Annotated in this window: 17 protein-coding genes; 8 read left to right on the forward strand and 9 right to left on the reverse strand. The window is 70.2% G+C overall.

Going from position 1 to position 14,118, the window contains the following annotated elements; genetic code table 11:
- Window positions 1-75 precede the first annotated feature (75 nt).
- Both HZS54_RS07045 and dpsA read left to right on the forward strand, forming a co-directional pair.
- On the forward strand, window positions 76-519 hold the full coding sequence (locus tag HZS54_RS07045) for a hypothetical protein (protein ID WP_179921352.1): 444 nt from the start codon (window positions 76-78) through the stop codon (window positions 517-519).
- A gap of 234 nt (window positions 520-753) precedes the next feature.
- A complete protein-coding gene (dpsA, locus tag HZS54_RS07050; protein ID WP_179921354.1) occupies window positions 754-1,299 on the forward strand; it encodes a DNA starvation/stationary phase protection protein DpsA in 546 nt (181 codons plus the stop codon).
- 157 nt (window positions 1,300-1,456) lie between these two features.
- Here dpsA and HZS54_RS07055 read toward each other — a convergent pair whose 3' ends face one another.
- Window positions 1,457-1,624, reverse strand: a complete 168-nt coding sequence (locus HZS54_RS07055) for a hypothetical protein (RefSeq protein WP_179921356.1) — start codon at window positions 1,622-1,624, stop codon at window positions 1,457-1,459.
- Between the two features lie 59 nt (window positions 1,625-1,683).
- On the reverse strand, window positions 1,684-3,210 hold the full coding sequence (locus tag HZS54_RS07060; RefSeq protein ID WP_179921358.1) for a sugar transferase: 1,527 nt from the start codon (window positions 3,208-3,210) through the stop codon (window positions 1,684-1,686).
- A gap of 288 nt (window positions 3,211-3,498) precedes the next feature.
- Here HZS54_RS07060 and HZS54_RS07065 point away from each other — a divergent pair, with 288 nt between their 5' ends.
- Together HZS54_RS07065 and HZS54_RS07070 are read left to right on the forward strand one after the other, a co-directional pair.
- Window positions 3,499-4,614 carry a glycosyltransferase gene (locus HZS54_RS07065; RefSeq protein ID WP_179921360.1) on the forward strand — a complete coding sequence of 372 codons (1,116 nt, stop codon included), beginning with the start codon at window positions 3,499-3,501 and terminating at the stop codon, window positions 4,612-4,614.
- A gap of 130 nt (window positions 4,615-4,744) precedes the next feature.
- Window positions 4,745-5,959: a glycosyltransferase family 39 protein gene (locus HZS54_RS07070; protein ID WP_179921362.1), complete on the forward strand. Its 1,215-nt coding sequence runs from the start codon at window positions 4,745-4,747 to the stop codon at window positions 5,957-5,959.
- On the opposite strand, the gene HZS54_RS07075 is transcribed toward HZS54_RS07070, so the two are convergent.
- From HZS54_RS07075 to HZS54_RS07100, 6 genes are all read right to left on the reverse strand, one after another.
- Window positions 5,867-6,136, reverse strand: a complete 270-nt coding sequence (locus tag HZS54_RS07075) for a hypothetical protein (RefSeq protein WP_179921364.1) — start codon at window positions 6,134-6,136, stop codon at window positions 5,867-5,869. The genes HZS54_RS07070 and HZS54_RS07075 overlap by 93 nt on opposite strands.
- Before the next feature lie 51 nt (window positions 6,137-6,187).
- Window positions 6,188-6,466 (reverse strand): DUF7521 family protein, encoded by a 279-nt coding sequence (locus tag HZS54_RS07080; protein WP_179921366.1) that lies wholly within the window; start codon window positions 6,464-6,466, stop codon window positions 6,188-6,190.
- Window positions 6,463-6,840, reverse strand: coding sequence for a winged helix-turn-helix domain-containing protein (locus HZS54_RS07085; protein WP_179921368.1), 378 nt, complete (start codon window positions 6,838-6,840; stop codon window positions 6,463-6,465). The genes HZS54_RS07080 and HZS54_RS07085 overlap by 4 nt, the downstream gene beginning before the upstream one ends.
- A gap of 137 nt (window positions 6,841-6,977) precedes the next feature.
- Complete coding sequence (locus HZS54_RS07090; RefSeq protein WP_179921370.1) at window positions 6,978-7,946, reverse strand: transcription initiation factor IIB; 969 nt, start codon at window positions 7,944-7,946, stop codon at window positions 6,978-6,980.
- 92 nt (window positions 7,947-8,038) lie between these two features.
- Entirely contained in the window at window positions 8,039-9,259 is a 1,221-nt protein-coding gene (locus HZS54_RS07095; protein ID WP_179921372.1) for a glycosyltransferase family 4 protein, read from the reverse strand.
- A 196-nt stretch (window positions 9,260-9,455) separates the two neighbouring features.
- Window positions 9,456-9,608 carry a hypothetical protein gene (locus tag HZS54_RS07100; protein WP_179921374.1) on the reverse strand — a complete coding sequence of 51 codons (153 nt, stop codon included), beginning with the start codon at window positions 9,606-9,608 and terminating at the stop codon, window positions 9,456-9,458.
- Between HZS54_RS07100 and HZS54_RS07105 the strand changes: the two genes are divergently transcribed.
- Window positions 9,607-10,842, forward strand: coding sequence for a M20 family metallopeptidase (locus tag HZS54_RS07105; protein WP_179921376.1), 1,236 nt, complete (start codon window positions 9,607-9,609; stop codon window positions 10,840-10,842). The genes HZS54_RS07100 and HZS54_RS07105 overlap by 2 nt on opposite strands.
- Window positions 10,843-10,878: 36 nt before the next feature.
- A complete protein-coding gene (locus HZS54_RS07110) occupies window positions 10,879-11,544 on the forward strand; it encodes a DUF192 domain-containing protein (protein WP_179921378.1) in 666 nt (221 codons plus the stop codon).
- A gap of 397 nt (window positions 11,545-11,941) precedes the next feature.
- Here HZS54_RS07110 and HZS54_RS07115 read toward each other — a convergent pair whose 3' ends face one another.
- Complete coding sequence (locus HZS54_RS07115; protein ID WP_246391826.1) at window positions 11,942-13,006, reverse strand: Gfo/Idh/MocA family protein; 1,065 nt, start codon at window positions 13,004-13,006, stop codon at window positions 11,942-11,944.
- A gap of 134 nt (window positions 13,007-13,140) precedes the next feature.
- Between HZS54_RS07115 and HZS54_RS07120 the strand changes: the two genes are divergently transcribed.
- A complete protein-coding gene (locus HZS54_RS07120; RefSeq protein WP_179921380.1) occupies window positions 13,141-13,653 on the forward strand; it encodes a DUF7342 family protein in 513 nt (170 codons plus the stop codon).
- Window positions 13,650-14,105, forward strand: coding sequence for a toxin-antitoxin system TumE family protein (locus tag HZS54_RS07125; RefSeq protein WP_218927128.1), 456 nt, complete (start codon window positions 13,650-13,652; stop codon window positions 14,103-14,105). The genes HZS54_RS07120 and HZS54_RS07125 overlap by 4 nt, the downstream gene beginning before the upstream one ends.
- The last annotated feature ends 13 nt before the right edge of the window (window positions 14,106-14,118 follow it).

Here is a 14,118-nt window from a genome sequence, read left to right on the forward strand (position 1 = left end):
ACCGAATCGGCCGGTATCCGTCTCCTATAGGGGGTCCGCGGCGCTCGCCGGCGTCGACGGACTCCGGGCCTCACCATGGTAGACAACGACGCCGACCCGTCGACCCCAGCAGAGACCGTCCACGAAGACTACCCCCTCGACGTGCGCGTCGTCGAGTTCGTCCCCGACGGCGCCGAGCGTCCGCAGTACCGCTTCGAGGCGCCCGAACACACCGACATCAGCTTCGCGGACCCGGAGAAGGCGACGCTGTACGCCGACGTGTACTTCGACACGAACGGGTTTCAGGAGGAGGGCACCGGCCACCGCGGCGTCCCGCCGGAGGTCGTCCAGGCCGGCCGCGACACGATGGCGGCGTACTTCCTGACGATGGCCGGCACCGACACCAACTGGGTCGCCTCCTTCTACGGCAAGAAACCGACGGAGATCGAACGCTACGTCGGCGCCGTCCGCCGGCGCGCCGAGGAGATCCGAACCGAGGCCGCCGAGCGCGACCTCGAACCGGCGGCTGACGCGGCCTGAGCGCCATCTCGTCCCGAGCGCCGTCTCGTTTTTCCCGCCAACTCGCCCGACGGTAGCCGCAGCGATTCAGTTCTCGTCCGCTACAGTCGACCACTACCCCGTATCCCCATGATTCCCCGCCGCTTCTCGACCTGCCCGTCACCGGGCCGCCCCCCGAACCCCGGTTTAGGCCGTCCGAAAAATGTCTGGATCTTGAAAAGTTATAAGTGACTCAGGCGCGAACTACCGCTTGCAATGAGCACCCAGAAGACCGTCCGACAGGAGGCTGGGACAGTCGGAGAGAACCCGGTTCGACTCGACGAGGAGAAGGCGGCGCAGGTCATCGAGGCGCTGAACGCGGACCTGGCCGACGCGTACGTGCTGTACCACCAGCTCCACAAGCACCACTGGAACGTCGAGGGCGCGGAGTTCCGTGACGTCCACGTGTGGCTGCAGGAGGCCTACGAGGACGTCGAGGCGGCCGCCGACGAACTCGCCGAGCGACTGCAGGCGATCGGGGGCGTCCCGCACGCGAGCATGCCCGCGCTCTCCGAGAACGCCACCGTCGAACCGGAGGACGAGGACGTCTACGACATCCGGACCTCCTTCGAGAACGACCTGGAGATGTACGGCGACATCATCGAGAGCTACCGCGAGCACATCGAACTCGCCGAGGGCCTCGGCGACCACGCCACCGCGCAGATGCTCCGCGAACAGCTCGAAGACCTCGAGGAACACGCCCACGTCATCGACCACTACCTCGAAGACGACACCCTCGTCACCGACGCCGCGATGAACTGATCGGCCCGCGCAGAATCACCCGCCCGAGACGAACCGATTTTCCGTCGATCCGTCCGAGTAGCTGCAGGTCGCTCCCGAGTTCCGACTCACACCCGCGTTCCGGGTCGCTCCCGAGTTCCGGATCCCTCTCGCTCGCCCGGACTCGGGGGCGCTCCCGCTACCGCGTCACGTCGACCGTCGCGTCGCTGGCGATCCACCCGTCGGTGTTCCCCGATTCGAGAAAGACGGAGGTCCCGGGAGCGCCCTCGCAGACGGAGATCTCGGGTCGATCGCGCGGTTCCACGTCGGGCGTGGCGGCGACGTGCGACTGTGTGCCGGCGGCCATTACGAGCGTTTAGGCATACCTAAAAGATAAAGGATGCGGTTCGGGCGCGGGGCTTCGCCTCACTTCGGAGCGTCACCGAACCGCTCCGCGAGTCGGCGGCGGGCCAGGCCGAGACAGTCGGTGAACACCATCCAGACCTGCCGGACGACGATCTTCACGTCGAACCAGAACGACTGGTTGCGGATGTACGTGAGGTCGTACTGGAGCTTCGCCCGGGAGTTCTCGCTGGAGACCTCGTTGATCTGGGCCAGGCCGGTCAGCCCGGGTTTGACGAACCAGCGTTTCTTCCACGTCTCCATCTCGTGCTGGAGGAACGCCTCCTCGGCCGTCCACGCGGCCCGCGGGCCGACGACGCTCATCTGCCCGGTGAAGATGGCCCACAGCTGGGGGAGTTCGTCGAGGTGAGTCCGCCGGAGGAACCGCCCGACGCGGGTGACCCGCTCGGCCTCCTCGCCGGGGGTCGCCGACTCGCCCTCGGGGCGCATGCTCCGGAACTTGTAGACGGGGAACGTGTCGCCGAACTGCGTGGTGCGCTCCTGTCGGTAGAAGACGGGACCGCGGCTGTCGACCTTGATGGCGACCGCGATGGGAATCGTCACGGCGAGCGTGACGGCCAGCCCGACGCTCGCGAACGCCAGGTCGAACAGCCGCTTGGTCAGGCGGTTCTGCAGGTCCAGCGGCTCCATGTTGATCCCGATGAGTCGCTTGGTCCGCTCGGCGGAGATGGCGCCCTCCTCTTTCACGAGGACGCTCTCGTTGTGTTCGGTGAGGATCTCCACGTTCACGTCGTGTTCGTGACAGGTCTCCAGGACGCCGAAGAACTCCGCGCGGTCGGTCTGGGGTAGCGCGGGGATCACCGTCTCGACGTTCGACCGCTGCAGGATGTCGTCCAGTCGGGAGAGGCCGCCCAGACACTCGTACTGGGTGAGCTTCTCCGGGATCCCGGCGTGGCCGCCGTCGGTGCCGACTCGGTCGTCGGGGGCGGGGTCGCGCGCGTCGGTCGGCGAGAACGCGTAGCCGACGATCGGTTCGGCCGCCGCCTGGACCGCGGCCTCGATGCGCTTGGGGTTGTTGCCGACGACCAGCGTCCCCCCGCTGCGCTTGAGCTGCCAGTGTTGGAGGGCGACGAACCAGACGGGCAGGGCGACCGACAGGATCCCGACGGTCGCGAGTAGCGCCGCCCGCGGGAGCCGGAGCGTGTAGTCGAAGTAGCCGACCGTGGCGAGCGCCGCCGTCACCACCAGCAGCGAGCGGACCGTCTCCGTCACGGTGTCGAGGATCCGCCGCGGCTGGGGTTTACACAGCGACAGCGTCGCGAGCACCGTCACGACGCCCGTGACCCCGAGCATCGTCGGGAGGTCGCCGCTGTGCCCGCCGATGTCGCTGGCGTGCCAGAACAGGGCGTGGCGGTCGAACACCCCCCGGGACTCCGCGACCCAGACGGCGGCGAGCGTCAGCGCCGTGAGCCCCACGAGCCCCGCGCCCGAGACGACCCGATACACGTTCTTCGGATGCCGGACCGAGTCGCCGCTGCCCAGCGACAGGCGAGAGCGCGACTCCGTCTCCGGTCCGGTGTCCGCTGCCATCGATCCGATTTAGGCAAACCTAAAATAAAAGAGTACAGGTTTCGTCCCCGTCGGCGGACGGCCCGCACCCACGAGAGCGGCGGTCGTCGCCGGCGCGACGCTCGGTTTTGGTGAGCCTAAGAATCGAAGCGCTTATTCCGATTTCGGTTCGGAGTGGACCTACAGGGCTCGGGCCCGTCGGGACGGCGTTCGGCGGCCGGGACCGGCCGCCCGTCGCGAGCGCTGCGGGGGCGGCGACCCGGCGGTGTGCGGCCGCGCCACCGGCCCGAGCCGACTCTCGTCCGATCTATGTCAACCGACTCACCGGCGACCGACGCGCCGAACGTCCTGCAGGTCTGTACCTACTACTACCCGTTCACCGGCGGGATCCAGAAACTGGTGCGGACGCTGGTCACCGGGATCGACGACGCGAACTTCCGGATACTCACGTGCGCGACCCGCGGACGCGGCGGTGTCGACGAGCGACACGGGACGCGGGTCGTCCGCGCCGGCTCGCTCGGGGCCGTCAAGTCGACGCCGGTGAGCCCGGCGTTCCCCTACCGGTTGCGGAAGCAACTCGCCTGGGCCGACCTCGTGCATTATCACCTCCCCTTCCCGCTCGGGCCGGTGAGCCACCTGTGCAACCGCGTCGACACCCCGGCCGTCGCGACCTTCCACGACGACATCGTCGGCAAGGGACCGGTCGTCTACCCCTACAGGCCGGTCCTCGACCGGTTCCTCGGCGACGTGTCCCGGGTCATCGTCACCTCGCCGAACATGCGCGACGAGTGCGACCAGATCGCGAGATTCCGCGAGAAGGCCGAGGTCGTCCCCATCGGGATCGAGGCCGAGGACGGCCCCGTCGAGCCGAAGTCGCTCGACGGCCGGCACCTCCTGTTCGTCGGCCGGCTCGTCGAGTTCAAGGGCGTCGAGTATCTCCTCTCGGCGATGGCCGACCTCGACGCGACGCTGTCGGTCGTCGGGAAGGGACCGGCTCGCGACTCGCTCGAACGCCACGCCCGCGAGGAAGGGGTCGCCGACAGGGTGAGCTTCGAGGGGTTCGTCTCCGAGGACCGGCTCGACCGGCTCTACCGCGAGGCGGACCTGTTCGTCCTCCCGTCGGCCGGCGAGAACGAGTCGTTCGGGATCGTTCAGCTCGAGGCGATGCAGCGCGGGCTGCCGGTGATCAACACGTCGCTGCCCACCGGTGTCCCCTTCGTCAGCGTCGACGGCGAGACGGGGCTGACCGTCGAACCGAAAGATCCCGCCGCAATCGCCGAGGCCGCCCGAACGCTGCTGGGGGACCCCGAGCGATACCGGCGCTACTCGGCGAACGCCCAGCGGCGCGTCCGCGAGCAGTTCACCCGGGCGCGGATGCTCGAAGACACCCGGGCCGTCTACCGCGACGCCCTCGACGGCGAGTAGATCGCTGTCGAGTCGCCGAGCAGCCGAGCAGCCGAACCGTCGAGCGGCGGCGAGCTTCCGGACCCGCTCGTTGCCGGTGCGCTCGCGCCGATCCGCAGGTATATACTTCGCCCGCGAAAACCCGGGGCCGATGGTCGCCCTCGCCGTCGTCGCGGTCGCCCTGGCGTTCGCGCTCGTCGCGCGGCGCCGCTCGCGGACCTACCGGCTGGCCGCCGGCCTCGCGCTCGCGGCCCACCTCGTCTTCGCGCTGGTCGTCCTACCGCTGCTTCCCTACACCTGGGACATCGGCACGTTCCACGAGATCGCGACAGGGCTCCTCGAGGGCGCCGAGGCCGGCCCCCTCTCGTCGCTCGACGCGTTCGGGACCGTCCAGGCGCTCGTCTACGCGAGCTTCGGCGCCGACCCGACGACCATGGCGGTCGTCAACGGCCTGGTCGCCGTCCTGACGCCGCTGCCGGCGTGTTATCTCGCTCGCCGCCTGTACGACCCCCTCGAATCGACCGACGGCCTGCTGCTCGCGCTGCTCTTTCTCCCCTTTCCCTTCCTGTTCGCCAGCCTCCCGATGCGCGACGCCCTCTCGACGCTGCTCGCGCTGACCCTGCTCGCGGTCTGCGTGCGCGCGGTCGCCGACCGACGCCACCGGTGGGCGCTCGCCGCGCCGCCGCTGTGGGGGATGGTCTTCCTCCTGCGCGAGGAACTGGCCTTCCTGGTCCTGCTGGGCGCGGCCGGGTCGCTGCTCGTCGCGGCGCTCCGGCGCGTCACCGACCGGCAGATCACGCTCGCGTCGCTGGCGCTCGCCGGCCTGCCGGTCGCCGTCGCCGGGTTCGCGCTGTTCACCCGACTGTTCCCCGTCGACGCGCTCAACTCGCGGCTGCAGTACCGGATCATGGGCGGCGCCGCCTACCTCGGCTTCGAGCGCTACGGCTCCTGGCTGGACGTGCTCCTGGCCGCGCCGGTCCGGGCGATCTACTTCCAGTTCGCGCCGTTTCCCCTGCACGTCGACTCGGCGTTCGACCTCCTCGCGGTGCTCTCGCTGCCGCTGCTGGTCGTCCTCGCGACGGCCGCGTACCTGACGCTCCGCCGCGTCGAGCACGACCCCGTCGTGACGCTCCCCCTGCTGGTCGTCTACCTCGGCGGGATCGTCGGCTACGGGCTGATCGACTCGAACTTCGGCACGACGATCAGACACCGGTCGTTCTTCGTCTTCCTGCTGGCCGTCTTCGCCGCGCCGGCCCTCGAATCGTGGTGGCGCTCACTCCGCGTCCGGGTAGAGAAACCGCTCCGTCAGGGCCGCGACCGCGACGAACACCAGCGCGAAACTGAGGAACTTGACGCCCGAGCCTAGGTTCGAGCGGAACACCGACACGACGCTGAGGAGCACGAGCGCGGCGAGCGCCCCCGAGAGGACGCGCTCGCCGTCCAGCCGCGACAGCAGGACGCTCCCCTCGGCCCACCGACGCAGCGTCCGCACCACCCGGTAGGTCGCAGATTCGGAGAACGGTTCGATGTCGGGCCGGCCCATCGTCGGTCGCGGATCGGAGCGAGACGCACATAACTGTTCGTGGTTCGGCGGTCAGCCCTGCATGTACAGCGAGTAGGTGATGACGGCCAGGCCGACGGCCAGGAAGACGCTGTTGACGAGCACGCCGGTCGCGAGCGGGACGGCGAAGAACTGGTTGGCGGCGCCCGAGACGAGCGCGCCGAGGGTGATGATGGCGAACCCGGCGCCGAGGACGCCGAGCGACGGCTCGCCCGCGCGGCGGTAGGCCCGGTAGGCGATGACGGTGATCGCGCCGCCCAGCAGCAGGACGACGGACTTGACGACGGCGATCGCGACCGAGGTTTCGTTCACAGTTCGTCCCCCATCGTCGACCAGATGTCCGCGAGCCGCTGGTCGGCGGTACGCTGCGGTCGGTCGACCGTCACCGAAAAGGTGTCGTCTTCGTTCATCGAGATGAGCACGTTGTCGAAGTCCCGTTCGTATCTCGTCGTCCGTCCGCCCTCCGGGTTGATGACGTCGCGCTCCCGGAGCAGCGCCGCCGAGCCGAGGAGTTCGAGCTTGCGGTACAGCGTCGACTTCGGGATCTCGCAGGCCTCGGCGAGTTCGGTTGCGGTCGTGGGTTCGGCCGTTTCCCGGAGGATCGCCCTGCAGTCGGGGTCGTCCAGCGCCTCGAGCACGGCCGTCAGGGACGTGTCGTCGGGCGACGGCGCTGACTCGTCCGCCATCATCCGGTGTTGCACGGACTCCCGAATAGGCTATCCGATCGGCGCCCGGCGACGTTCGGGGGAGCGAGCGCCGGGGTCCGACCGCCGAACCGCGACCGTCCCGGCGACCGTCTCGTCGCGCGGCGGTCCGACACCGGTCACTCCTCGCGGGCGGCGTACACGTCGAGCAGTTCCTGGTAGCGGTCCCGGATCGTCACCCGGCTCACGTCCGCGACGGAACTGACGGCCGCCTGCGTGAGCTTCTCGTTGGTCAGGTTCGCCGCGGCGTAGATGGCCGCCGCCGCCAGCCCCGCGGGGCTCTTGCCGCTGTGGGCGCCCTCCCGTTTCGCCACGTCGAGCAGCTCCCTGGCCAGCCGCTCGGCCTCGTCGCTGACGTCGAGCGACGACGCGAACTGGGGGACGTACCGCGTCGGGTCCTCGGGCTCGATGGCGAGTCCGAGTTCCTGCTTGAGGTAGCGGTAGGCGCGCTGGACGCGCTTCTTCCGGACGCGACTCACGTCGGCGAACTCGGTCACCCGCCGGGGCGCCCCGTGCTGGCGCGTGGCGGCGTACAGCGACGCCGTGGCCATCCCCTCGATGGACCGCCCGGGGAGCAACTCCGCCTCGACCGCGCGCCGGTAGAGGGCGCCCGCGGTCTCGCGGACCGGTTCCGAGAGGTCCAACGCCGAGGCCATCCGGTCGATCTCGCCGAACGCCTGCTTGAGGTTGCGCTCCTGGGCGTCCTTCGCCCGGAAGCGCTCGTCCCAGGTGCGCAACCGCTGCATCCGGGCGCGCTTGCGCGCCGACAGCGTCTCCCCGTAGGCGTCGGCGTCCCGCCAGCCGATGTTCGTCGACAGGCCCCTGTCGTGCATGAGCTCGGTCGTCGGCGCGCCGACCCGGCTCTTCCCGTCGCGGTCGCCGTCCTCGAACGAGCGCCACTCGGGCCCGCGGTCGATGGCGTCCTCGTCGAGCACGAGCCCGCACTCCGCACAGGTCGCTTCGCCGCGGTCCTCGTGTTCGACGACTCGCCCGTCGCACTCCGGGCACGACCGCGCGGCGACCGCTTCGGTCGTCGTGTCGGACTGCCGTACCTGTCCGTCGTCGGAATCGTACCGTGTCTGAGTCATTGTGGTGGCTCGGGGGGCACGTTCGGGCGGCCGTGATCCCTGTTACCACCAACATCGGGGGTGTCGAAGATGAGTGAACGGCGCTGTCCCAGTTACTGGGAATCCGTCCCGCCGGACGCCGACCCCGCGCGAACGTCCCCGAACAGCGCCTCCAGCCGGTCGGTCACGGCCGCCCAGGTGTACCCGGCGTCCAGCACGTACGCCCGACAGGCCTCGCCCGCGGCCGCCCGCTCGCTCGCGGACAGTCGCGCCCACGCGGCCAGCCGGTCGGCGAGCGCGTCGCGCTCGCCCGGCGGCACCAGCAGCGGTTCCGGGACCTCTGGGCGCGACTCCAGCGGCCCGAGGATCTCCGGCGTCGCACCCGCGGTCGTGCCGACCACGGGCGTCCCCGACGCCAGCGCCTCCAGCGTCGCGAGCCCGAACCCCTCGAGTTCCAGCGTCGGCAGGACGAACGCGTCCGCGCCGGCGTACAGCCCCGGCAGGTCGTCCTCCGGGACGTAGCCGAGGAAGGTCACGTCCGACGCGACGCCGAGCCGCTCGGCCCGCGCCGCCAGGTCCCCCCGGAGCGGCCCGTCGCCACCGACGTACAGGTGGGCGTCGAGCCCGTCGTCGACCACCCGCGCGAAGGCGTCGAGCAGCGTCTCCAGCCCCATGCGCGGCGTGAGCCGCCGCACCGTGAGAAGCGAGATATCTTCGCCGCCGAAGGCCTCGGGAGCGGGGCCGTCCAGCGGCGCGAACCGCTCGACATCGACCCCGCCCGGAACGACGCGCACGGGCGGCGCGTCCGGGTGATGGTCGCGGACCCGCCCGCGCTGAAACTCGCTCAGCACGACCGCCGCGTCGCTGTGGCCGAGCACGCGCCCCTCGACCCGGTGGCGCAGCGTCCGGTTGAGCCAGTGGTACGGCGCCGCCCACGGGCTCGGGTCGACCAGCCGGTCGCGGTACTCGACGCCCCACAGCCCGTGGATCGTGTACGTCCGCGGGACCGCGTCGGGCGTCGCCCGGTCGACGCCGAACGAGCTCAACGCCCCGTGGAAACTCACCAGGTCGACCGGCTCCCGCGCCCGGACCGACTCGACGAGCCCCTCGATCGTCCGCATCGTCGCCGGCAGTCGCGGGACCGACGCGCCGTAGCGGTACACGTCCATCCCGGCGACCGTCTCCCGCGCGGGAGCGTCCCCGCGCTGTCTGGTGATCACCGAGACGCGGTGTCCCCGCTCGACGAGCCGGCGACCGACCTCGTAGTTGTACCGGCCCGACCCCGTCGCCGACGGGTCCGGATAGAGGTTGTTCGTCGCCGCGAGGACGTGCATACCCCGCCTGGACGGCGGTTCGGGATGAGTTTTGCGAACCATCTTTTTCCCGCCCGGGTTTCCTCGGTCGCCTCCGGCGACCTGCGGGGAACCCGGGCGGCAAAAACATGGGTGAAAAAGGCCGGCTGCGCTGGTCGCTCCGCTCCCGCGCAGCCGGTGTCTGCGGGAGTGAGCACCGCGACCGACCGCAGGCTCGTCAGCGCTCGCTCTGGCGGTGAACCGGCGCTTCGCGCCGGATGCCGAAGACGACCCACGCTACCGCACCGCTGACCGCATCACTGCCACCGCACTCCACCCGGGAACCGGGGTCGCCGGGCTTGAAGACGGCGGCGCCCGACGGGACGACCATGAAACCGCAGGGAGGCGTGCGCGACCTCGCCCGTGAGCTCGTCTCGATCCCCAGTCACGACTCGGAGGCCGCGGCGGGCGACCGCATCGAGTCCTGGCTGCGCGAGCACACCGACGCCGCGGTCGCTCGCGACGACGCCGGCGGGGCCGAGCGCGGCGGGAACGTGATCGCTCGAAAGGGTTCGGGCGGGACCTCGCTGGCGCTGGTCGGCCATCACGACGTGGTCCCGCCGGACGACCCCCAGGTCGACGACGGCGAGTACGTGGTCCGGGAAGAGCGGGCCGACGGCGACCGGGCGGTCGGCGGCGAACCGGCGGTCAGTGGCGAACGGGCGGACCGCCGCCTCTACGGCCGGGGGAGCGCGGACATGAAAGGCGCCGTCGCGGCCGCACTGTGCGCGTTCCGCGACGCCGAACCGCCCGCGGGGGTCGAACTCGTCGTCGCCTCGTTCGTCGGCGAGGAACTCGGGGGGATCGGCGCGCAGGCGGCCATCGACGACGGGTTCGCGCCCGACTACGCCGTCGTCGGCGAGGGGTCGACCGGCTACTCGGCGCCGGGGGTCACCGACGTGGCCGTCGCCCACAAGGGTCGACGCGGGTCGACGCTCGTCGCCGAGGGCCGGGCCGCCCACGCCAGCGAGGTCGAGTCGGGCGTCAACGCCATCTACCGCGCGACCGACGCCGTCGACGTGGTCCGCGACCTCCCCTTCCCGACCACCGAAGTGCTGGGCCACGAACTCGCGGGGAGCGTGGCGGTCACGGAGATCGACGGCGGGTCGGCCTGGAACGTGATCCCCGAGCGCTGCGAGGTGACCGTCGACGAGCGGACGGTGCCCGGCGAGCGCGCCCCCCTCTCGCGCGCGGAATCGGTCGACGGCGTCGAGTGGGTCGTCGACCAGGACCTCCCGCCGATGGCCTGCGAGGACGCCGACTTCGCCGAGGCGGTCCTGGCCGCGGCCCGCGACGCACACGAACGGGAGGCCGAAGCGGCGTCGGGCGACGGGGCGGCCGCGCCGAGCGAGGACGCGGCAGCGCCCGGCGAGGGCGACCCCGAGCAGGTGGTCAAACCCCACGCCACCGACGCCGGGTGGCTCGCCGACGCCGGGACGACCTGCGTGGTCTGTGGCCCATCCGAGCCCGGCGAGGCCCACACCGCCACCGAGAGCGTCTCGCTCCCCGTCCTCGACCGCTGTTACCGGATCTACCGCGGGCTGGCCGAGTCCTGGACCGGATGACCTCGTACTTATCAGCCGACAGCTCTAACGGCGGGTATGCGACGCCGAGCGTTCATCGCCGCGTGTGTCGCCGCCGGGGTGGCCGGTTGCCGGGGTGACGACACGTCGACCGACGGCGGGACCGACGACGGAGGGGCCGGACCGGACACGCCGACCGACGGGGACGGGGCGACGCCGACGGAGACGCCCACCCCGACTACCACCGAGCGCTCGTCGCCGACCGGGACCGCGACGCCGACCGGGACCGCGACGCAGACCCCGACGGCCTCGCCGACCGCGGCGAGCGACGGGACCCGACAGGCCGTCTTCCCCGACTACGAGACGACCGAGGTTCGAGTGACGACGCCGGACGGGGAACGGCTGGGGTCGGTGACCGCCGCGATCGCCGACACACAACGGTTGCGAGTGACCGGCCTGAGCGACACCGAATCGCTACCGACGGACATGGGGATGCTGTTCGTCTACGACGAGGTGGGCAACCACACCTTCATCATGCCGGACATGGACTTCGGCCTTGACATCGTCTTCGCCGACGGCGAGGGTGCTATCACCGAGATCCACCACGCCCCCGAGCCCGGCCCGAACGAAGACGGCGCAGACCAGGAGTATCCGGGGCGGGGCCAGTACGTGCTGGAGGTGAACCGGGGGTGGACCACCGAGCGCGGCGTCGAGACCGGCGACGTGTTGCGGTTCGACCTCTGAGCGACCGCGTCGGCGGGCGATTCGGACCGGTCGAGATGCCCAGTCCCGACCGGCGATCCGTGCGTCTTTCGCATCTATCGAGTACAGTGGAACTGTTCACTGCGGTCTGCTTAGCTATCGGTGTTTATACTCCGACGCTTCTTACATTCCCCACAGAAGTTCGAAGGCAAATCTGATTCGGAGCTAATCTGTTTTTGCGAAGTAAATTCGTTATGAGTCTCATAGTGGTCTGCCCAACCACAACGAGTCTTCTCCGAGAAATGCCACATTTGATTCTCTTTCCGTTTTATTTCCACAGTGAAGATTTTCCATCTCTATTGTATTAGTGTTAGGTGGATACTCTGTCCCGAGTGATGTTCCCGATTCAGTACGACGGTCCGAACCGGCTCCGTCCCGGCTACTGCGGGTTCAGAGCGCCGGACTCGACCATCGCCTCCAGCGGGTTGTCGTCGATCTCGAGCGGGAGGTCGACGCGGCCGCGCCGCCGTGCGGACTCCCAGATCCCGAAGATGATCTCGGTGCTGTTGAGCGCGTTCTCGGCGCCGATCACCGGCTGGTCGCCGGATTCCAGACAGTCGACGACGTGGGCGACGGCGTCGTGGATCGGGTCGGTCCAGGCGCCCTCCGCGACGGTTTCGCCCGTCCACTCCCCGCCGTCGGCCCGCCAGCGCAGGTCCGCGTCGGACGCCTCGGGGCCGACTTCGAGGAGGCCGTCGCTCCCGACGAAGCGCATGTCCGCGGGGACGAACGACCGCTCGCCGCCGGTCGAGACGACGGCGTCCACGCCGTTCTCGTAGCGCCAGTGGGCGTGGGCCTGGTTCTCGTTGTGGGCGCCGAACCACTTGTTCTCCTCGCGGTAGTCGATCTGGGCGATCACCCACTCGGCGGGGCGGTCGCCGGCGACGCCGGTCGCGAAGTCGATCATGTGCGTGCCGCCGTCGTAGACGTTGCCCGGCGCGAGTTCGATCCGCTCCAGGTCGCCGATGGCGCCGTCCTCGATGCGCTCGCGGGCTTCGACCCACGTCGGCTTGAACCGGCGCATGTGGTTGAAGGTGAGCTGGACGCCCGCCTCGCGACAGCCCTCGGCCATGCGCCGGGAGTTCCCCCAGGTGAGGTCCATCGGCTTCTCGCAGTGGATCGCCTCGACGCTCTCGGCGCGCGCGCAGTCGAGGACCACGTCGGCGTGGTCCGCGGGCCATATCGAGACCGAGACGATGTCCGGTTCGGCCTCGGCGAGCATCGCCTCGTAGTCCTCGAAGACGCCGTCCTCGTCGATGTCGAACCGGCCGGCGAACGCCGCGGCGCGCTCGGGGACCAGGTCCGCGCAGGCGACGAGGTCGCAGTCCTCGAGTCGTTCGTACCCCTCCCCGTGGTAGTAGTTCATCGCGAACCCCTCGGGGTTGGGGTTCCTCAGGTCCGCCTGGTCGCCCGTTCCGACGAAGGCGATGTCGTGGGTAGTCACGAATCTCTCTCTCGCGGGCGCTCCGTTAGTCCTTGTGGCCCCGGAAGCGCGTGTACCGGCTCGGTGACGCGAGCCCGGAAGACCGGATATCCGGTCACGAAAACAGATATATGGTCTGGCGTCGAAGAGTGGGTATGAACGACCAGTCGGCGGCGGACCGCTGGGGAGAGGAGCGGACGACGTTCCAGCGGGTCTACGACCTGATCGTCGGGACTCGGGAGTTCGAGCGCGCCGGGACGTTCGCCGAGCGAGCGGACTGCTCGGAGACCGCGGCGCGGAACGCCCTCGAACAGCTGACCGAGATGGGGATCGCTCGGCGACGGGAGGGTCGCCCCGCGGCGTACCGGCGCAACGACTCGTACTTCCGGTGGAAGCGGATCGAGTCGCTGGCCAGCGAGCACAGCCCGACCGAACTCCGTCGGCGCGTCGACGAGTTGATCGACCGGGACGCGGCGTTCCAGGACCGGTACGACGTTCCGGACCCCGAAACCGTCGGGACCGACGACCTCCCCGTGGACGACCACGAGGCGCTCCACGAGCGCTGGGAGGACCTCCGCGAGTGGCGGACCCTCCGCCGGGACATCCGGGTCCTGCGGGAAGCGGTCGAGCGGGCCGAATCGCGGTCGGACGACGGCGTTCCCGCGTGACTCCGGACGACCGCGCGGGCGCCCCGGGGGACGACTCGCCGGGCGGACCGCTCGACGTTCCGACGTTGGGAGTGATGGGCCGTCGCGCGCGGTCGCACGACCTCGTCACTGGCTGGTCGCTCCGGCCGGACGGCGTCTCGCCGCGGCGGCTCGAACTGCGTCTGGACGACGACCAGTACCCCGTGGCCGTCGACGCCGCGCGTCTCGACGTGCGCTGGTACGAGGGCGGCGACTACACGTTTCACTACGTCGAGTCCCGGAGCGCCGACCGGTGGCAGTGTCGCTGGGACCGTCATCCGAAACCCGAGGCGCCGTCGGCGCACTTCCACCCGCCGCCGGACGCGTCGAGCGCCGTCGAACCGTCGGACCTGGACGACTCTCACCAGCTCGGCGCGCTGTTCGACGTGCTCGACTGGGTGTCCGAGCGGCTCTCGACGCTGCACGGGAACTGAGACGGCTCCGTTT

The sequence above is a fragment of the Halosimplex pelagicum genome, assembly GCF_013415905.1.
In the GTDB taxonomy this organism is placed as follows: Archaea; Halobacteriota; Halobacteria; order Halobacteriales; family Haloarculaceae; genus Halosimplex; species Halosimplex pelagicum.